Raw genomic sequence first — 20,018 nt, forward strand, 5'->3', positions numbered from 1 at the left:
TACAATTATTTCTCATGCTTCAATGCTATATTTGGCTCATCGACTAACCCTTTTTCGGGAATTCCTCATGACCAAGCGCAAATCGGCTGTACAACTGTTCCAACTGGGCGCCATTGCCGCCGCGTTTGCGCTGAGCGGCACCGCCCACGCGACGACCAGCCTCACCAATGAATATACGGTAACGGCATCGGCCACGGCCGCAGGCGCGAACACGTGGACCTTCGATTACAGCGTCTTGAACAATAACCAGGGCATCGGCGGCCAGACGGGCCTGGACGGTTTCACGATTTTCGTTCCTGTCTCCGCCACGCTGGTCGGTTCCACCGCCCCTGCACCACTGAACGGCGCCCCCGGCTTCTGGTCGCAAGGTGCCAGCGCCCAGCTCGATCTGGGCGGCGACGGCTCGCAAAACCTGGTGGCGCCATCGGGCTACGCGGCCTACACCTGGTGGGGCCAATATACGCAGTCCGTGTACACGCCAGGCTCGACCGCCAACTTCAGCATTACCCTGAGCAATGTTGCCGTCGGCGCCAACACGGTCGGCATCAGCACCTATTTCGGCTATGGCGCCGCTACTGCACAATCTGCCAGCAACCAGTATGGCAATTACTCTACCTTTACCGGTACTTTCGCTTCACCGGTGGCCGCAGTGCCTGAACCGGAAACATACGCCATGCTGCTGGCCGGTCTCGGCCTGGTCGGCTTCATGGCACGCCGCAGAAAAACAGGCAAGCACAGCGCCTGATTTCCACTCTGCAGCACCTCGACAAGCCCGCTTTCAGCGGGCTTTTTTTACATTTTTTTACTTTGCATAAATTCTGCAATACAACATTTTTCATCTAATTATTGCTGGCAAAACATCGAATTGCCAATACAATAATTTTATGTTGCAAAAAAACGCCATTGATCATTTTTAAAAACGCAGATATTTATAAATATAAAATCTATATTTAACATTTAAATCAAATATTCTTCAGTATCTCGAATTTATTGCCAAATCCGACACGGTTGAGGTGCATTTTTTCTTGCTGAGACGACATAATGTTTGCCTCGACAAGTCAAAAGTGCATTTATAACAATATTGCGCTAAGTAGTCTTCCACCTCCCACCGACGTGGTTCCGCCTACCGTACACGAGCACCGCTGGGCATCTACCCGATGACCAGAACGGTGCTCGTGTACTGCTTGTCGTTATTAAAACTACTACGGAGTAATTGTTACAATGGCATTTAAAGAAAAGATTGGCGTACGCAGCGTACGCCTGGCCCTGACCGTCCTGGCAGGCAGCGTTTTGTTCTCCGGCCAATCCATGGCGGACGAAGCAATTCAAAAAGTTGAAATTACCGGTTCGAGCATCAAGCGTATCGCTGTCGAAGGCGCCTTGCCTGTACAGCGCCTGTCGCAAGAAGCGATCGCCAAATCGGGCGCCACTTCGGTTGCCGACCTGATCCAGGCCTTGCCAGCGATGCAAGGCTTCACCATCGGCGCCGTCGCCGCCGGTTCCGACTCGGGCGGCAATACCAGTGCTTCGCTGCACGGTATCGGCGAAACCTACACCCTGGTGCTGTTGAACGGCCGCCGCATCGCGCCACAAGGTTCCGGCACCACGGTCAACCTGAACGCCATTCCGATGAGCGCCGTTGAACGCGTCGAAATCCTGACCGACGGCGCTTCGGCCCTGTACGGCTCGGACGCCATCGCCGGCGTACTGAACTTCATCCTGAAGAAAAACCAGCAAGGCGCCACCCTGGAAGCCACCTACGGCGGTCCGGAAGACAAGGGCGGCAACGCCTGGAACACCAGCGTCACCTACGGTTTCGGCGACCTGGACGAAGACCGTTTCAACGTGCTGTTGTCGTACCGCCATGACGAGCAATCGAAACTGCGCGCCACCGACCGCACGTTCGCCGCCACCTCGTACGTGCCGTTCAGCCGCAACGGCAATAACTACATCTGGGACCGCACCAGCACATCGGCTTCGCCAGCAGGCGCCACGGTTGCCTACAAGAGCGGTGCGCCATCGACCGCGTTTTCGCCTTACCTGGCTAAAAATGGCAATTGCCCTGAAGGTTTCGACGTCACCACCGCCAATGCACGCGCTTGCGGCTTCGACACGGGTTCCACCGTGGAAATCGTACCGCAATCGAAACGCGACAGCCTGTTCTCCAAAGCGACGTACAAGCTGAACGACAACCTGAATGCATTCGCCGAACTGGCCTACTCGCGCTACGACCTGACGGCGCGTATCGCCGCCAATCCGATCCCGATCGCAATCGCCAAGGACAGCGCGCTGTACAACACCTATGTGTCGCCCTACCTGACGCCAGCGCAACGTGCCGACGTCAAATCCGTGACGGCCAACTACCGCAGCACCGACTTCGGCCTGCGTGCCAGCAACACCATCACCGAAACCAAACACATGGTCGTCGGTGTGGAAGGCGAACTGGGCGCGTGGAACTTCGAAAGCGGCCTGACCTGGTCGCAAAACTCGATCGACGAGCGCTACACGGGCGGTTACCAGAAGAGCCAGGAATTCAAGAATATCCTGGCCAATCCGGACTTCAATCCTTTTGCTGCGACACAAAAGCCATCCGTGCAAGCACAGGTCGCTGGCGCGCAATTCGTCGGCTCCGTGCGCACCGCATCGACCACGATGCGCGGCATCGACACGCACGGCTCGCGTGAATTGTTCAGCCTGCCAGGCGGCAAGGCCAGCCTCGGTATCGGCGGCGACTACCGCACCTATACGTATGAGCAATCGCCAGGCGCCACCGGCGACGACATCTACAGCTTCAACACCAAGCCAGCCTACGACATGAGCCGCGACACCTACGGCGCCTTCGTCGAGTTGCTGGCACCGCTGACCAAGTCGTTCGAAATGACCGTCGGCGGCCGTTACGATGCTGTCAAGGCGATCGATGACAAGCTGAACAACAAAACTGTCGGCAAAAAAGACAGCGCCAATACCTACAAGGTATCGGCACGCTGGCAGCCGGTACAGACCGTGCTGATCCGCGGTTCCTACGGCACGGGCTTCAAGGCGCCAAGCATGCTGGACATCGCTCAGCCACTGGTCAACGCCGGCTTTACCGCCAAGAAATTTGACTGCCCATACCCAGGTAACGCACTGTGCCGCGCGGAAGCAACGCAATACAACGCGGTATCGCAAGGCAACCCGGATCTGCAATCGGAAAAATCGAAGCAGTTCACCCTGGGCTTCCGTGTCGAGCCTAGCTCGGCATTCTCGTTCGGCGCCGACCTGTGGGATGTGAAATTGCGCAATGCCGTGTCGGAAGTATCCGAAGAGCAAGCATTTGCCGATCCGGTCAAGTATGCATCGAGCTTCGGTGAATACATCGAGCCATCGACCGGCATCGCTTACTACGCGTTCAAGAAACTGTCGGTCAACATCGGCAAGAAGGAATACCGTGGTATCGACTGGGATCTGTCCGCCAACCACAAGTTTTCTTTCGGCAAGCTGACCGCCCAATTGAGCGGTACGCACATGTTGCACGCCAACTACACCAAAGCCGGTAGCGACAATGTGTTCACCAGCAACATGAACTTCTTCGGCGACACCAACGAAGTCACGTTCCGCAACCTGATGAAGCTGACGACGACCCTGGACACGGGCCGCCTGAGCAACACGGTCACGGTCAACTACCGTAACGGCTACACCGATGCTCCCGCTACCGTGTACAACCTGGCGACCCAAAAAGAAGAGAAAAACTTCCGCCTGCAAGTACCGTCGTACACGACGTTCGACTGGCAAGCACGTTTCGCCTTTGACAAGCAAACCACGATCCGCGCAGGCATCAAAAACCTGTTCGACCGTGCACCGCCGCTGTCGCTGCGCGCTTCGTCGGGCCACCAGATCGGTTTCGACCCACGCTACGCCGATCCGATGATGCGTTCGTTCTACGTCACCGGCAACTACAAGTTCTAATTTGACGTGTTGAATTAGCTTGTCCGAAAGCGCCTTGCACTTCACCGTGCAAGGCGCTTTTTTTATGCGCCCGCAAATTGCACAGGCGAAAAAAAAGGAGCCGCAGCTCCTTTTCCGTACCTATATAGCTGCTTTTATGCAGTCGCTTCGCCGCCCAAAGCTTCGACCACGTCGGCCATCAGCTTGGAGAGCTCGCCCGTCATCAGCATCACGTCGCCGTCGAAACGCTCTTCGTCGTTCTTCGTGCTCGATTCCGTTTCCTTGATCACGTCGAGCGGCTTGACGCTCTTGATGGCCAAGGACTCCGTCAGCACGAACGAGATCTTGTCGTTCCACGTCATGGCCAGGCGCGTGCACTGCTTGCCGGCCGCGATGTGGCGGCGCACATCGTCCGCTTCCAGGGTGTGGCGCACGTAGCGCACGGTGGCCTTGCTCTCGCCCGTGGCGCGCAATTCCGTATCCATGTCGACCGTGAAGCCGGCCGGCGCGTCGTCCGCCTGCAGCCACTCCGTCATCACCGCCACGGGCGAGCGCTGCACACGCAGGCTTTCCAGCGGCAGTTTATCGACGGCTTTGAGCAGCAGCTTGATGACTTCATCGGCCTTCGCCGGGCTGGCGGCATCGACCACCAGCCAGCCATTGACGGGGTCGATCCACGTCCAGACGTTGCTGCGGATGCTGAACGCGCGCGGCAGCAGTTCGTCGGCCACGCGTTCCTTCAATTCCTTCATGGCCTTTTTACCAGGCGCAAAGCCTTGCGCTTCTTCCATCTCGGCGGCGCGGGCCTTGGCCACCTGGTTGATGACAGTCGCTGGCAGCAGTTTCTTTTCCGTGCCCAGCAAGATCAGCATTTGCTTGTTGACCACGTGGACCAGGCCGCCGTTCGGGCGTGGCGTATCCCAGCCCTGGCGCATCAGATCCATGCTGGTCGCCGGCGTAAATTTGTTCGAGGACAAGGCCTCTTCCAGTTGTTCTGGCGTGTAAGCCCACGGTGCGGGCAGGCGGTAAATCTGAAGATTCTTGAACCACATAGTTTTTGTCTTCCGTTTGTTTCAGTAGTGCCAGGGGAACGCCATTCTACACTTTCGACACGGGAATGCCGTCAAAAGCGCGGACTGGCGCGGTGTTGTTGATGCATGGGGAATGCCGCTACAGGGCGGGAAACAGCTCCGCCTGGGCTGGCGCCTGCCGCGTCATGACGGCCGGATCGGACAAGGTCGAGATGCGCACGCCCAGCAGGCGGATTTTCTTGTCAAATGGCACGCGCCGCAAGCAATCGCGGCTGGCGCGCAGGATGGCGGCGGCGTCCGCCGTGGCACTGGGCAGGGTGATGTCGCGCGTGACGGTGCTGAAATCCTCGAAGCGCAGCTTGATGCCCACCGTGCGCCCCGCCAGCGACTGCTTGTCGAGGTCGCCCGCCACGCGCGTGCACAGGCTTTCCAGCTTTTCCGACAGGGTGGCGCGGTCGCGCACCACCTGCAAGTCGCGCTCGAACGTCGTTTCGCGGCTGACGGACTTGGTTTCCCGGCTCGTCTGCACGGGACGCTCGTCGATGCCCAGCGCCGCCTGGCGCAGCCAGCCCGTGTACAGGTCGCCGAACTGCGTGCGCAGCATGGCCATGTCGGCCCGCGCCAGCTCACCGATGGTAATAATGCCCAGCGCTTCCAGCTTGGCCGTGGCTTTCGGGCCGATGCCGTTGATCTTTTTCGCCGGCAAGGGCCAGACCCGCGTTTCCACATCCTCGGGCGACAAAATGGTCAGGCCGTCGGGCTTTTCCAGATCGGAACAGATTTTTGCCAGCAATTTGTTCGGCGCCAGGCCGATCGAGCACGACAGGCCCGTCGCCTCGAACACGGCCGCCTTCAGGCGCGCCGCCATGGCCGGTGCCTGCTCGCCGTATTCGGTCAGGTCGACATAGATTTCATCGATGCCCACGTTCTGGATGATGGGGCACAGCTGGGCCACTGCCTGCTTGAAGCGGGCCGAATACTCGCGGTAAGCCTCGAAATCGGCCGGCAGCAGGATGCTGTCGGGCGCCAGTTTCGCCGCCTTCATGATGCCCATGGCGGAAAACACGCCAAACTTGCGCGCCGCATACGTCGACGTGGTGACGACGCCGCGCCCCACGTAGTCGCGCATGCGCGCGAATTGCCGCGTGCCGTCTTCCTGCAACAGGGGTTGCTGCAAGCGCCCGCCGCCGATGACGACGGCTTCGCCGCGCAATTCCGGATATTTCAACAGTTCCACGGAGGCGAAAAAGGCATCCATGTCCAGATGGGCTATCCAGCGGCGCGGTTCAGGCAATGTAGGGGCAGATGTGGTCAAGGACACCTCGCGGCGGGATACTGTAGTTATATACAGTATCGCTGGAAATGCCCATGGATGCAAGTTGAAACGCACGCGCTCCGCAGTTGCTTTTCTCAATAGCAAGATTACAATCCTGACACGACTATAAAAGGAGTTGCCTTGTCTACAGCACATCAAGCTTTGCGCCGCCTGGCCGTCTGCTCATCCATCCTGCTGTCCACGCTGGCGCCATCCGCGCTGGCCGCCGATGCCGCCGCCACCGCGCCGGTCGCCGCCAAGACGGCCTGGCAGGAAACGCGCCACGGCACCGTGGTTACGGACGACTACCGCTGGCTGCAAAAGAAGACCGATCCTGCCGTGATCGACTACCTGAATGCGGAAAACGCCTATACGGCGGCCGTCACGGCCCCGATCCAGCCGCTGGCCGACAAGCTGACTGCGGAAATCAAGGGCCGCATGCAGGAAGTGGACCTGTCCGTGCCTGCGCGCCAGGGCAATTTCTACTATTACACGCGCACGGAAGCGGGCAAGCAATACCCGATTCACTGCCGCCGCCCCGTCGGCGGGAAGGGCGCGTATGACGCCCAGGCGGCCGAAGAGATTTTGCTTGACCAGAATCAACTGGCCGAAGGCCACAAATTCTTTGCCGTGCGCGCGTTTGCCATCAGCCCGAATGAACAGTTGCTGGCCTACACCACCGACACGACGGGTTTCCGCCAGTACGCGCTGCATGTCAAGGATTTGAAGACGGGCAAGTTGCTGGGCGACAGCATGCCGCGCGTCACATCCCTGGCCTGGGCGGCCGACAACGCCACCCTGATGCTGACGCAGGAAGACGCCACCACCAAGCGCGCTGACCGCTTGTTCCGCCTGGCCTTGGGCGGCATGCCGCAGCAGGTCTACCACGAGCCGGTGGAACAGTTCGCCATCCACGTGGACCGTACGCATGACAAGCAATTCTTCGTGCTCACCTCGGGCAGCACGGATACGACCGAAGTGCTGCTGCTGCCAACGAGCAAGCCGGAAGGCAGTTTCCAGAGCGTGCTGAAACGCGAAAAAGGCCACCGCTACGTCGTCGAGCACCGCGACGGCCAGCTGTATATTCTGACCAACAAGGATGCGAAGAATTTCCGCGTCGTCAGCGCGCCGGTCACCGCCCCTCAGCCGAAGAATTGGAAACCCGTCGTGCCGCACAACAAGGATGCCGTGATCCAGTCCATCGACGTATTCCAGGGCTATCTGGTGGTGATGGAAAAGGCCCGCGCCCTGAACCGCGCGCGCATCCTTGATTTTGCGCAAAAGAACTGGAAAACCGTGCAGTTCGACGACCCCGTCTATCTGGCCACGTCCGTCGGCACACCCGAGTTTTCGGCCACGCAATTTCGCATGTCTTACCAGTCGCCCGTTACGCCGCCCACCGTCATCGACGTCAGCATGAAGGATGGACAGCGCACAGTACTGAAACAGCAGGAAATCGTCGGCGGCTTTGACGGCAGCCGCTACACGACGCAGCGTCTGTGGGTGACAGCGCGCGATGGCGTGCAAGTGCCGCTGTGGGTCGTCTACAAGAAGGGCGTCAAGCTCGACGGTTCCGCGCCGCTGCTGCTGTATTCGTACGGCTCGTATGGCATCTCGACGGAAGCCAGTTTTGCCATCAGCCGCATCAGCCTGCTGGAACGCGGTGTCATCTATGCGCAAGCGCATATCCGCGGCGGCACCGACATGGGCGAAGCGTGGCATGAAGACGGCATGCTGATGAAGAAGAAAAACACCTTCCATGACTTCATCGACAGCGCCGACTACCTGGTGCGCGAAAAATGGACCAGCCCGAACCGCCTGATCATCCAGGGCGGCAGCGCCGGCGGCTTGCTGATGGGCGCCGTCGTCAACATGCGTCCCGAGCTGTTCCACGCCGTGCACGCGGCCGTACCGTTCGTCGACGTGATGAACACCATGATGGACGCCAGCCTGCCGCTGACGACGGGCGAATACCTGGAATGGGGCGACCCGAACCAGAAGGCGGCCTACGACTACATGCTCAGCTACTCACCCTACGACAACATCGCGCGCAAGAATTATCCTGCCATGCTGGTGACGACGGGCCTCAACGACAGCCAGGTCATGTACTGGGAACCGGCAAAATACGTGGCCAAGCTGCGCGCGTACAAGACGGACGGCAATCCATTGCTGCTGAAAACGAATATGGGCGCCGGCCACGGCGGCGCGTCGGGCCGCTACAACGCCATCGCCGAAAACGCCTTCAACATGGCGTGGATGCTGTCGCAGTGGAACATCACGCAATAATGTGAAAAAAGCGCTTGCAGAAGGATTTTAGCCATCCTATAATAGCGCCTCTTCCAGACGTGGTGACAAACGTCGGGATGGTTTTCTGAGACAAGCAACGGGTGCTTAGCTCAGTTGGTAGAGCGGCGCCCTTACAAGGCGTAGGTCGGGAGTTCGAGCCTCTCAGCACCCACCAAATCAGAAAACTGTCCAGTGCTTCATGGATCAGCAACACAGATCATACGAGCTTGGAGTGGTAGTTCAGTTGGTTAGAATACCGGCCTGTCACGTCGGGGGTCGCGGGTTCGAGTCCCGTCCGCTCCGCCAATAAAAGAAAAGCCCTTTGGTTCGTGGAACCGAAGGGCTTTTCCCATTTCAGAAGCCAAAAACACGTCATTACCCGCTCCCCTGAACATTTTTGCGCTTTTCAGCAAAAAAACTGCCATTCCCCCTCAAGAATAGTTGCACAAGCACGAAAGCGCCCCCTATAATAGTGCCTCTTCCAGACGTGGTGACAAACGTCGGGATAGTTTTCTGGGTATGCGGGTGCTTAGCTCAGTTGGTAGAGCGGCGCCCTTACAAGGCGTAGGTCGGGAGTTCGAGCCTCTCAGCACCCACCACCAATACAGAAAATTATCCAGTGCTTCATGGATCAGCAACACAGATCATACGAGCTTGGAGTGGTAGTTCAGTTGGTTAGAATACCGGCCTGTCACGTCGGGGGTCGCGGGTTCGAGTCCCGTCCGCTCCGCCAATAAAAGAAAAGCCCTTTGGTTCCTGGAACCGAAGGGCTTTTCCCATTCTGAAACAGCAAATGCACTAGAATCAGCGCTACCCTGACTTCGCCCCTGCCCGCATGCGCTTGCCCCGTAGTACTCCTCCCTATATCGCCCTGCGGCTGCGCCTGGCCCATCATGCTTTGCTGCAATTTGCCGCCAGCCTGACGAGTTCCATGGAAATCTTCTTTTTCCTGGCCGGTCCCGTCCTGCTGGGCCTGCTCAGCGTCATCGCCCTGCCCGGCTTTCTCGCCGTGAGCCAGCCCTGGCCCGCCGCACTGAGTATCATCGTCACGCAGACGGTCCTCACTTGCCTGCCCGCCTGGCTGCTGCGCAAACGGCTGCTGCCGGCAAGTACCGCCGTCTGGCTGCGCCAGCTCCCCTTGCCGCCGCGCCTGCGCTGGCAAGCCGATATCGCCGTCGCCGGCCTGCTGATGCTGCCGCTGGGCCTTGCGTATGCCGTCTCGGCCGGCATCTGGCTGCTGCAGTCGCCGCCGTGGCTGCGCCCCATTGCGGCGGCCGGCATTGCCGCCACCGCCGGTGCCTGGCTGCTGGCCTGGCTGCTGACGACGCTCATCGTGGCGCAACGCCTGCGCGCGCCGCGCCCCGCACAAAGGGCGCGCCCGCCCACGATGACGGCCTATGTGCCGCAACGGCCCCGCTGGCCTATCCTGTTCCTGTGGCGCCAGCTGTTCTGGCTGCCGTTCTGGCGCAATGAGAATGTGATCGGCCTGCAGCAAAGCGTCTTGCTGGCCACGGCGGGCGCCAGCATGCTGGCCTGGCTGCTGCGCGCGCCCCTGCTGCCCGCGCCGCTGCTCGGTTTGCTGGCCAGCGCCAGCCTGGTCATTGTGACGGACCGGGGCGACAAGGCCGTGCGCGAGCAGATCGCCGTGCTGCGCCCAGCGCTGAACGCCTGGCCGCTGGCCAGCGCGCCCTTGCTGCGCCTGGCCTGCGCGGCCAGCCTGCTGCCCGCCTTCGCCGTGCTGCTGGCCGGTGCTGTCTTGCTGTACGCCACCGATCCCGCCGCCTTGCAACAGCGCGTCACCAGCGTGTATGCCCTCACCGCCAGTGTCGCCCTGCTGGCCATCGTCGGCCTGCCCCGCCTGACGGCGCGCGGCAGGGTCGCCCTCGTCGTCCTGTCCATCCTTGCCTTGAGCGCCATCGGAAGCGAATTATGGAATTGAACCTGCCTTCTTCCGTGCTGTATATCGAGCACCTCGATTTTCACTTCCCCACGCACAGCGTGTTCCAGGGGTTCAACCGGCAATTCGGCCCCGGCGTCACCTGGCTGCGCGGCGCGAACGGCGCCGGCAAGACGACCTTGCTGAAGCTGGCGGGCGGCGCCCTGCTGCCCGCGCGCGGCGCCATCCGCCTGAACGAAATCGACAGCGGCTTCATGCCGCTGGCCTACCGCGCCCGGGCCTTCTATTGCGGCGGCGATGCGCCCGCCCTGCCCTGGCTGCAAGTGCACGAGTTTCTCGACCTGCACCTGGCCCTGTACCCGGGCAGCGACCAGGCCCTGCTGAACGACGAACTGAGCGCATTTTCCCTGCTGCAGACCTTACAGCAAAGCATCACCGCCCTGTCCCTGGGCCAGCATAAAAAACTGCAGCTGGCCCTGGCACTGGCCTTGCCCGTGCGCCTGCTGCTGATCGATGAGCCGTTCAATGGCCTCGACGCGGCCGCCATGGCGTACTTGCGCCAGCGACTGGCCGACCCGGCCCGCCTGGCGCGCCAGTGCATCGTGCTGACCAGCCATCTGGCGCCGGACGTGCCGCTGGCGGCGACGGTGGAAATATAGACAGGAAATACAGCTTTGCAGATCGGCAAGAACCGCTTAGGATGCCGTGTTGCAAAAACCGGCGATCCCGGTGCAGCCACGACAACAACACGGCACGGTTATTCACTGCGCCCGGCTTATTCTTGGAGAAATCATGTTGAACATCCACCGCAGCGCCCTGGCCATCCTGTGCGCCGCTATCACCACCTGCACCACTTCGGCCCTCGCCGCCGGCCCCACGGGCACGGCCGCCGACTATGGCAGCAGCGCGCCCCACGCCGCCGCCCAGCGCAGCATCGAACTGCAGCCCGACACGCGCCACATCAACGTCACGCGCGGCGAAACCGTCACCATCGCGCGCGCCGGCCAGCGTTTTACGTGGCACGTGCAAACTTTTAACCATCAAACGACATTCGCCCTGGCCGAGATCGCGCCGAAAGACATGCCCGTCGATGGCGTGCAGGTGTATGTCGCCGCCAACCCGCTGTACACAGGCAGCTAAGTTTCCTCTACGCATAAAAAAACCGGAAGGGCCTCGCGGCCTTTCCGGTTTTTTTTCAGCGTGAAGAGTTACGCCGTCAGCGCTTCTTTCGCGGCGGACTCGTCGACCACTTCCTCGTCATCCGAGCGGATCAGGTGGTCAAAGGCGGACAGGGCTGCCTTGGCGCCTTCGCCGGTGGCGATGATGATCTGCTTGTACGGCACCGTGGTGACGTCGCCGGCCGCGAACACACCGGGGATCGAGGTCTGGCCGCGGGCATCGACTTCGATTTCGCCGTGGCGCGACAGCGCGACCGTGCCTTTGAGCCACTCCGTGTTCGGCACCAGGCCGATCTGCACGAAGACGCCTTCCAGCTCGACCTTCTTCGACGTACCGCTGATACGGTCCGTGTAGCTGAGGCCATTGACGATCTTGCCGTCGCCGTGAATCTCGGTGGTCTGCGCCGACGTGATCACGGTCACATTGGGCAGGCTGTGCAGCTTGCGCTGGAGCACCGCATCGGCGCGCAGTTCCGCGCCGAACTCGATCAGGGTCACGTGTTTCACGAGGCCGGCCAGGTCGATCGCCGCTTCCACGCCCGAGTTGCCGCCGCCGATCACGGCCACGCGCTTGCCCTTGAACAAGGGACCATCGCAGTGCGGGCAGTAGGCGACACCGTGGTTGCGGTATTCCTTCTCGCCCGGCACGTTGATTTCGCGCCAGCGGGCACCGGTGGCCAGGATGACGGTCTTGGCTTTCAGCACGGCGCCATTCGCCGTTTCAATCTCGATCAGCTTGCCTGGAGTCAATTTCGCGGCGCGCTGCGTGTTCATGATGTCGACGTCGTATTCCTTGACGTGCTGTTCCAGCGCCACGGCGAACTTCGGACCATCGGTTTCCTTGACGGAAATAAAGTTTTCGATCGCCAGGGTATCGAGCACCTGGCCGCCGAAACGCTCGGCCAGCACGCCCGTGTTGATGCCCTTGCGGGCAGCGTAGATCGCCGCTGCCGCGCCGGCGGGGCCGCCGCCGACGATCAGCACGTCAAACACGTCTTTCTTGCTCAACGCTGCCGCCTGGCGGGCGCCGGCGTTGGTGTCGAGCTTGGCAAGGATTTCCTCGACATTCGTGCGTCCCTGGCCGAAATGCTGGCCATTGAGGAACATCATCGGCACGGCCATGATCTGGCGTTCTTCCACTTCTTGCGGGAACACGCCGCCATCGATGGTGGTGACCTTGATGCGCGGGTTGATCACGGCCATGGCATTCAAGGCCTGCACCACTTCCGGGCAGTTATGGCAGGAGAGCGAAATAAACGTTTCAAACTCGTAATCGCCGTCGAGGTTGCGGATCTGCTCGATCACGGCATCGTCGAACTTGATGGTGTGGCCGCCCACTTGCAGCAGCGCCAGCACCAGCGAGGTAAATTCGTGGCCCAGCGGCACACCGGCGAAACGCACGCCGATGTCGGAGCCGGTACGGTTGATGCTGAACGACGGGGTCCGTACGCCAGCGTCAAGGCGCTCGACCAGCGTGATCTTGTCGCTCAACAGGACTATTTCCTGGAGCAATTCCTTCATCTCGCGGGCTTTTGCGCTGTCATCGAGAGAAGCGACCAGCTCAAGCGGATACACCACTTTTTCCAGGTAGGATTTCAGTTGGGTTTTGAGGGTTGCATCTAACATGATTTTTTCTTCCTTTACAAATATTTAGGCGAATGCCGGGCCGGACGCCCGGTCCGGCATCGCGGTAACTACTTGTTTGCTACGTCGTGCATCGAGACTTAGATCTTGCCGACCAGGTCCAGCGATGGGGTCAGCGTTGCGGCGCCTTCCGTCCATTTTGCCGGGCACACTTCGCCTGGGTGGTTCGCCACGTACTGGGCGGCTTTAACTTTGCGCAACAGTTCCGATGCGTCACGGCCGATGCCGTTGTCATGCACTTCCAGCACTTTGATGAAGCCGTCCGGATTGATGACGAAGGTGCCGCGCAGTGCCAGGCCTTCTTCTTCGATCATGACTTCGAAGTTGCGCGACAGGGCGCCGGTCGGGTCGCCGATCAGTGCGTATTGCACTTTCTTGATGGCGTCCGAAGTGTCGTGCCAGGCTTTGTGCGCGAAGTGGGTATCGGTCGAGATGCCGTAGACATCGACGCCCAGCTTCTGGAACTCGGCGTGGTGATCGGCCAGATCTTCCAGTTCGGTTGGGCAAACGAAGGTGAAGTCGGCTGGGTAGAAGACGAATACCGACCACTTGCCTTTCAGCGACGCTTCCGTCAGGTCGACGAATTTGCCATTGTGGTATGCGGTTGCCTTGAATGGTTTAACTTGGGTATTGATCAGCGACATGTCATTTCCTCTCGTGTGGTGAATCAGTAAGACTCTAGTGTAAGGGGTTTTAACCCATATTCAAAATTGATTGTCACAATAGTTTCAATTGGTTTTAGCTATCATGACGCCATGGGAACTCCATGATAGGCAGTTCCCACGGGATTGGATAGCGGTGACAGTGGATACCCCTGCCGCCGCCAGGTGTTTCATTCCTAGTTCTTTAACTCTTCCGGTACCTTGCCGCCGTTTTCCGCCAGCTTGATCATCACCTGGCGGTGCAGCCAGATATTCATGCTGGCCGAATCGTTGGTGTCGCCTGTGAAGTGCAGCTCTTGCGCCAGTTCCTTGCGCGCGGCCAGGCTGCTGTCGAGTTGAAGCAGTTTCATCAGGTCGACGATGGACGTGCGCCAATTGAGTTTTTCCGCGTTCTTGCTGGCCAGGTCTACCAGCACCACTTCCACGTCGACGACCGGCACGGCGGCGGCCGGTGCAGGCGCTGCCGCCGGCGCTTCGGTAGCGGCGGCTGGCGTGGCTGCCGGGGCAGCGTCGGATGAATGGTGGAAGATTTTGTTATAGATATTGCTGAAAATGCCCATGAGGTCACCTCGAGTTGAGTGAATGGAAGAAGGTTTGCCTGCGCACCAGGTCCAGGACCCGTGACAGCAATGCCGGGCGCAGGCGCCAGCCCGTCGAGTATAAGCCCGTTCGGGCCGGGAGCCCCGTCCCGCAGGCTTGCGTGAAATCTGGTGGCGGACGCGCCCGTTTCAAGGATGCAAAGGCCGCCGGGCGTGCAGCAGCGCGTCGAACGCGTCGATGGCCAGCGGCGGCGCAAACAGCTCGCCTTGCGCAAAATCGCAACCGATGTCCAGCAGCAGCGCGCGCTGCTCTTCGGTCTCCACCCCTTCGGCGATGACTTGCAAACCCAGCTTGTGGGCCATGGTGACGATGGCTTCGCACAGCACCAGTTCGCTGGCCCCGGGCGCCAGCTTGCGCACCAGCACGCCGTCGAGCTTCAGGTAATCGATGCCGCACTGCTGCAATTGCGTCAGCGAGGCATGGCCGCTGCCGAAGTCGTCGAGGGCGATCTGCAAGCCCGCCTCGCGCAAGTGCTGCAGGCGTGGCGCCATGCTATTGCCGCTAGGTAAAAGTACATCTTCGCGCATGTCGAGCACGATGGCCGAAGGCGGCACATCGAGCGCCAGCAGCTGGCGCAGCCAGGTGCCGGGCGCCTCGACTTCGCGCTGCAATTCCAGTGACGACTGGTTCAGGCACAGCTGCAGCCCCGGCAAGCCGATGGCCTGGCCCTGGGCACGCCAGCTCCGCAGCTGCGCGGCCGCCGTGCGCAGCACCCAGTCGCCGATCTCCACAATCAAGCCGCTGCTCTCGGCCAGCGCCAGGAAATCGGGCGGGCACACGATGCCCCGCTGCGGATGGTGCCAGCGCAGCAAGGCTTCCGCTTTGACCAGTTTGCCGCTATGCAGCTCGACGATGGGCTGGTAATGCAGCTGCATCTGCTGTTCGTGCAGGGCCGCGCGCAAGTCCGCCCCCATGCGCATGCGGTTGACGGCCGCCACCTGCATGGCCGGCGTGAAATAACTGTAGCGGTTGCGCCCCGCGCTTTTCGACACATACATGGCCTGGTCCGCATGCTTGAGCAAGTCCTCGATGGTGGCAGCATCGTCAGGATACAGGGTGATGCCGATCGAAGCCGAGACGAAGGCCTGCTCTTGCCCCAGCAGGAATGGTGCCAGCAAGCCGTCAAGGATTTGCCGCGCGATACGGTCGACTTGCTGCAGGTCGTCGAGGTCGGACAGGATCACCGTGAATTCATCGCCGCCCAGGCGCGCCACCGTATCCGTCTCGCGCACGCCCACGCGGATGCGCCGCGCCGCTTCGATCAGCAAGATATCGCCCTGGTGGTGGCCGAGGGTGTCGTTGACTTCCTTGAAGTGGTCGAGGTCGATGAACAGGATGGCCACGCGGCTCGCGTCGCGCCGGGCCTGGGCCAGCGCCAGGCGCAGGCGCTCGTGGAACATGCGCCGGTTCGGCAATTGCGTCAGGGTATCGAAATTGGCTTGCTGCCAGATCAGCGCTTCCGTTTGCCGCTTGTCCGTCACGTCTTCCAGCATGCACAGGTGGTGCGGGCCGCCATGGCGCGCCGTGGCGATGGCCGTTACCGAAGCGTCGACCCACACCACGCCGCCATCGGGACGCACGATGCGCTTGGCGTGGCGAAAACCCTGCATGCGCCGCGCCAGCAGCTGCGCCACGTGCGCCTGCTCGCCCGCCACGTCGTCGGGATGGCTGATTTCCATCCAGCTCGTCTGCTTCATGTGCTCCAGCGTGCGCCCGGCGATGGCCAGATAGCGCGGATTGATATCCAGAAACTGTCCGCTCACGGTATCGATCAGGGCGATGCCCATGGGCGCCTGCTCGAACATGGTGCGAAAGCGCAATTCCCCTTGCCGGATGGTGTCCTCGGTGCGGCGGCGCTCGCGCGCCAGATTGCTGAAATGAAAGGCGGCCGATACGGCCAACAGGCTGCCCGCCACGCCCAGCGACAGGTACAGCCAGCCGAGGTCCGCGCCTGGCACGGGGCGATACAAAAAACCCTGGTAGGCGCGGCTCTCCGTGGCATTGCGCGGCAGCACGCCCATGGCGGCATACGTATCGGCGATATGCTGCCAGCGCTGGGGATTCATGTAGCCCGGCTCCACCAGCGTAGGCTGCAGCAGTAAATCCATTTGCTGCGCCTCGTACAGCAGGTGCGCGTGGTCGTGGCGCTGGCTGTATTTGACATGGATCAATTGCGCCATTTCCTCGCGGTGCGCCATCGCGTATTGCCAGCCGCGCAAACTGGCCGCGCGGAACGCTTTTACGCGCTCGGGATGGCGGCGCAGTTCGCGCTCGCTGGTAAACAGGTTGTCGCCGTAGAAATCGATGCCGGCCGTGCGCGGCGTAAACTGGTAATAGGGAAATCCCGCCCGGTCCAGATAGTCCGGTTCGTTGGTGGAATACGCGGCAATCGCATCGACTTTGCCCTCGATCAAATCCTCGACCCGGTAGCTGGGCGGCAAGTGGCGCATCTGCTGCGGCGCGACGCCCATTTTCCGCAGGAACAGCGACACTTCATCGGATGCGGACGCCACGTCGGCGGGTGCGCCTATCATCACGGGCGCCCCCGCCAGCTTGCGCACGTCGGGCGCGCCGCCTTGCTGGCGCATCAGCAGCACGCTGGGCGAATGCTGGAACACGACGGCCAGCACCACCACGGGTTTACCAGCCAGGCGGCTGAGCAACAAGGTGCTGTTGCCCACGCCATATTCGGCCTGGCCCGCCAGCACGGCCGCCTCGGCGCGCGGCGCGCCGCTGCCTTCGAGCAGCGTCACGTCGAGGCCCGCCTCGCGGTAATAGCCCTGCTCGATGGCCGCGTAATAGCCGGCGAACTGGAACTGGTGCGTGAAATTGAGCTGCAGGGAGACGGGCTCCAGCGCCCGGGCTTGTGTGGCCAGGCACAGCAGCAGGAAGAAAAGGCCGCGCCAGCCGCACGCCAGCCTGCCGGCGAGCGGCAAGACAAAGCGGAAAGCATCGAGGGCTTTCATCGGCATGGCGGAACACCACAGGAAGCTGCCGAGCTGGCAGGGGTAAGGCTATTGTAGCCGCCCCTTTTGCCATTGGATAATTATTTCAGTGAGAACAATAGCGTTGATGTTTTTGGCAAACAATGTCGCGTTTGTTTGCGCTAGAACACGACGCCGGCGACCAAAATGATGTTGGCATACGGACTGCACTCGCCCGTGCGCACGATGGCGCGCGCGCCCTTGCTCAATTGCTTGAACTCCTCGTGCGTCACCTGGCGCGCATCGGGCAGGGACAAGGCCGCCACCTGGGCCGCCATGGCCGGATTATGCTGCGGCAGTTCGCTGGCGAGCAAATGGTATTCCACCTGCATTTCAGTCAATACCGTATTGACGGTATCGATGAAGCCGGGAATGCCGCGCGTCAGGGCCAGGTCGATCAGGGGCACGCCCGGCTGCGACGGCAAGCCCGCGTCGCCGATGACGAGCATGTCGCCATGGCCGAGCGACGCGATCAGTTGCGACAGCGCAATATTGAGCAACGGTGATTTTTTCATGGGCGTGGTGTCGTTAGAACAGCTCGTGCAAGTGGGGAATCGAGGTTTGCGCGCCGGGCTTGGTGACGCTCCAGGCAGCCGCGCGCTGGCCTTGTTGAATCGCTTCCGCCTCGTCCATGCCGGACGCCAGGCCCGCCACAAAACCGCCAATGAAGGTGTCGCCGGCGGCCGTCGTGTCGACCGCTTGCACCGCTTCGGCCGGAAACGTGTAATCGCCGCCATACAGGGCCGCGTGCACGCCCTTGGAACCCAAGGTGATGATGACGTTGTCGCTGCCCAGCTTTTGCAGCGCGGCCGCCAGCGCCTTGGCATCCGCGCCTTCCGGGCTGACGCCGGCCAGCATGGCCGCTTCGATTTCATTCGGAATCAGGTAGTCGACCAGTTCCAGCACGCCTTGCGGCAGGCTGGCCGCCGGGGCCGGGTTCAGCACCACGGTCTTGCCCAGCGAGCGGGCCAGTTTAATGGCGTGCACGACGGTGGCCATCGGCGTTTCCAGCTGCAGCACGACGATGTCCGCCTGCTCGATCAGCTCTTTCGCCGCGTCGATATGCGCGGGGCTGAGCAGATCGTTGGCGCCGCCGGCGATCACGATGCTGTTCTGGCCATTGTCGTCGACGAGGATCGAGGCGATGCCGGACGCGACGCCGGGCAAGGTGGTGATATGGCTGTCGATGATGCCGTCGCCCACGAGGGCCGCACGCAACGTCGCGCCGAAGGCGTCGTCGCCCACGCAGCCGACCATGGCCACTTGCTGGGCGCCCGCCACCTTGCCGCTCAGGCGCGCGCAGGCCACGGCCTGGTTGGCGCCCTTGCCGCCAGGAATAGTTCTAAACGCGCCGCCCGTCAGGGTTTCGCCGGGGAGGGGCATGCGCGGCACGCGCAAGACCAGGTCCATATTGATGCTGCCGATAACCACGATCATGATGTCATTCCCATCAGTTCAGTTGCAGGTGAAGAAGTAGGTGCGGAAGAAGGTACCGTGGCGGCCACGCTGGAGCCGCGCACGTGCAGCTCTGGTGCGATGCTGCGCTGCTGGCGCGGCAAGGCGGGGTCGGCGATGCGCGCCAGCAGACAGGCGGCCGTGATGTGGCCCAGCTCGCGCGTGTTCTGCGCCACGCTGCTCAAGGCCGGATGCACGAAGCTGGCCAGGTCGATATCGTCGAAGCCGACGACGGCCAGTTCCGCCGGCACGGCAATGCCGCGCTCGGCGGCGGCGCGCAGGGCGCCAAAGGCCATCAAATCATTGCAGCAGAACAAGGCGTCGGGACGCTGGCCTGGCGGCAGCGCCAGCAAGTCCAGCGCGGCCGCATAGCCGCCCGCGCTCGTGAAATCGCCATGCACGCACAGGGCCTCGGCCAGGGTCACGCCCGCGTCCGCCATGGCGCTGCGCGCGCCATCGATGCGCTCGTTGGAAATGCTCACTTCGCGGGGACCGGCGATGCAGGCGAGGCGCCGGCGTCCCAGTCCCAGCAGATGGCGCGCGGCCAGGGCTCCGCCGGCGCGGTTGTCGACGGCCACGGCATCGATGGCCAGGTCGCTGGGCGCGCGGTCGAGCAGCACGGCCGGCACTTTCATCTTGCGCAGCAATTCGCCATCGCTGTCGGCCAGCGCGGACAAAATCAGGCCGTCGCAGCGCTTGGTCAAGAGCACGTTTAGATAGTCGCGCTGCTTGGCGGGATCGTCATCGGAATTGCACAAAATCACGCTGTAGCCGGCCGCATAGCAGCTGTCCTCGATGCCGCGCGCCACTTCCGAGAAATACGGGTTCGTATTGTTCGGAATGATCAGGCCGATGGTGCCCGTGCTGCGGCTGCGCAAGGAGCGCGCCAGCGCGCTGGGCACGTAATGCAGTGCCTCCGCCGCCGCCAGCACGGCGCGGCGCGCCTCGTCGCTGACGGGGCGGGTATTGTTGAGGACGTGCGAGACGGTGGTAAACGACACCCCCGCCGCCTGCGCCACTTGCTTGATGGTTGCCATGGGCC

General features: G+C 61.6%; 15 protein-coding genes and 4 tRNA genes. 10 read left to right on the plus strand and 9 right to left on the minus strand.

Going from position 1 to position 20,018, the window contains the following annotated elements; translation table 11 throughout:
* Positions 1–67 precede the first annotated feature (67 nt).
* Together AC3RCG_RS00320 and AC3RCG_RS00325 are read left to right on the plus strand one after the other, a co-directional pair.
* Positions 68–745 (plus strand): PEPxxWA-CTERM sorting domain-containing protein, encoded by a 678-nt coding sequence (locus AC3RCG_RS00320; protein ID WP_070291889.1) that lies wholly within the window; start codon positions 68–70, stop codon positions 743–745.
* Between the two features lie 476 nt (positions 746–1,221).
* Positions 1,222–3,945 (plus strand): TonB-dependent receptor, encoded by a 2,724-nt coding sequence (locus AC3RCG_RS00325; RefSeq protein ID WP_070224810.1) that lies wholly within the window; start codon positions 1,222–1,224, stop codon positions 3,943–3,945.
* Between the two features lie 134 nt (positions 3,946–4,079).
* Here AC3RCG_RS00325 and AC3RCG_RS00330 read toward each other — a convergent pair whose 3' ends face one another.
* Complete coding sequence (locus AC3RCG_RS00330; protein WP_034754435.1) at positions 4,080–4,976, minus strand: recombination-associated protein RdgC; 897 nt, start codon at positions 4,974–4,976, stop codon at positions 4,080–4,082.
* A 118-nt stretch (positions 4,977–5,094) separates the two neighbouring features.
* Positions 5,095–6,249 (minus strand): DNA polymerase IV, encoded by a 1,155-nt coding sequence (dinB, locus tag AC3RCG_RS00335; RefSeq protein WP_492405054.1) that lies wholly within the window; start codon positions 6,247–6,249, stop codon positions 5,095–5,097.
* Positions 6,250–6,411: 162 nt separating this feature from the next.
* Here dinB and AC3RCG_RS00340 point away from each other — a divergent pair, with 162 nt between their 5' ends.
* From AC3RCG_RS00340 to AC3RCG_RS00375, 8 genes are all read left to right on the plus strand, one after another.
* Positions 6,412–8,556 carry a S9 family peptidase gene (locus tag AC3RCG_RS00340; RefSeq protein WP_492405050.1) on the plus strand — a complete coding sequence of 715 codons (2,145 nt, stop codon included), beginning with the start codon at positions 6,412–6,414 and terminating at the stop codon, positions 8,554–8,556.
* 99 nt (positions 8,557–8,655) lie between these two features.
* Positions 8,656–8,731 (plus strand) — tRNA-Val (locus tag AC3RCG_RS00345).
* A 54-nt stretch (positions 8,732–8,785) separates the two neighbouring features.
* Positions 8,786–8,862 (plus strand) — tRNA-Asp (locus tag AC3RCG_RS00350).
* Between the two features lie 217 nt (positions 8,863–9,079).
* Positions 9,080–9,155, plus strand: a tRNA-Val gene (locus AC3RCG_RS00355).
* A gap of 57 nt (positions 9,156–9,212) precedes the next feature.
* Positions 9,213–9,289, plus strand: a tRNA-Asp gene (locus AC3RCG_RS00360).
* 108 nt (positions 9,290–9,397) lie between these two features.
* A complete protein-coding gene (locus tag AC3RCG_RS00365; protein WP_254679458.1) occupies positions 9,398–10,495 on the plus strand; it encodes a hypothetical protein in 1,098 nt (365 codons plus the stop codon).
* Positions 10,486–11,112 carry an ABC transporter ATP-binding protein gene (locus AC3RCG_RS00370; protein ID WP_492404933.1) on the plus strand — a complete coding sequence of 209 codons (627 nt, stop codon included), beginning with the start codon at positions 10,486–10,488 and terminating at the stop codon, positions 11,110–11,112. Before AC3RCG_RS00365 ends, AC3RCG_RS00370 begins: the two co-directional genes overlap by 10 nt.
* A gap of 133 nt (positions 11,113–11,245) precedes the next feature.
* Entirely contained in the window at positions 11,246–11,593 is a 348-nt protein-coding gene (locus AC3RCG_RS00375) for a CzcE family metal-binding protein (RefSeq protein ID WP_070288838.1), read from the plus strand.
* 68 nt (positions 11,594–11,661) lie between these two features.
* Here AC3RCG_RS00375 and ahpF read toward each other — a convergent pair whose 3' ends face one another.
* The 7 genes from ahpF to AC3RCG_RS00410 form a co-directional block, all read right to left on the minus strand.
* Complete coding sequence (ahpF, locus tag AC3RCG_RS00380; RefSeq protein WP_492404931.1) at positions 11,662–13,257, minus strand: alkyl hydroperoxide reductase subunit F; 1,596 nt, start codon at positions 13,255–13,257, stop codon at positions 11,662–11,664.
* Positions 13,258–13,355: 98 nt separating this feature from the next.
* Positions 13,356–13,919: an alkyl hydroperoxide reductase subunit C gene (gene ahpC / locus AC3RCG_RS00385; RefSeq protein WP_070219447.1), complete on the minus strand. Its 564-nt coding sequence runs from the start codon at positions 13,917–13,919 to the stop codon at positions 13,356–13,358.
* A 194-nt stretch (positions 13,920–14,113) separates the two neighbouring features.
* Positions 14,114–14,497, minus strand: a complete 384-nt coding sequence (locus AC3RCG_RS00390; RefSeq protein ID WP_492404929.1) for a DUF3597 domain-containing protein — start codon at positions 14,495–14,497, stop codon at positions 14,114–14,116.
* A gap of 168 nt (positions 14,498–14,665) precedes the next feature.
* Complete coding sequence (locus AC3RCG_RS00395; RefSeq protein WP_492404927.1) at positions 14,666–17,509, minus strand: EAL domain-containing protein; 2,844 nt, start codon at positions 17,507–17,509, stop codon at positions 14,666–14,668.
* Between the two features lie 134 nt (positions 17,510–17,643).
* Positions 17,644–18,036 carry a D-ribose pyranase gene (rbsD, locus tag AC3RCG_RS00400; RefSeq protein ID WP_099666108.1) on the minus strand — a complete coding sequence of 131 codons (393 nt, stop codon included), beginning with the start codon at positions 18,034–18,036 and terminating at the stop codon, positions 17,644–17,646.
* Positions 18,037–18,049: 13 nt separating this feature from the next.
* On the minus strand, positions 18,050–18,958 hold the full coding sequence (rbsK, locus tag AC3RCG_RS00405; protein WP_070312231.1) for a ribokinase: 909 nt from the start codon (positions 18,956–18,958) through the stop codon (positions 18,050–18,052).
* Positions 18,955–20,013, minus strand: a complete 1,059-nt coding sequence (locus tag AC3RCG_RS00410; protein WP_492404924.1) for a LacI family DNA-binding transcriptional regulator — start codon at positions 20,011–20,013, stop codon at positions 18,955–18,957. The genes rbsK and AC3RCG_RS00410 overlap by 4 nt, the downstream gene beginning before the upstream one ends.
* Positions 20,014–20,018 lie beyond the last annotated feature (5 nt).

The organism is Janthinobacterium sp. GW823-FHT01H08 (assembly GCF_058797855.1).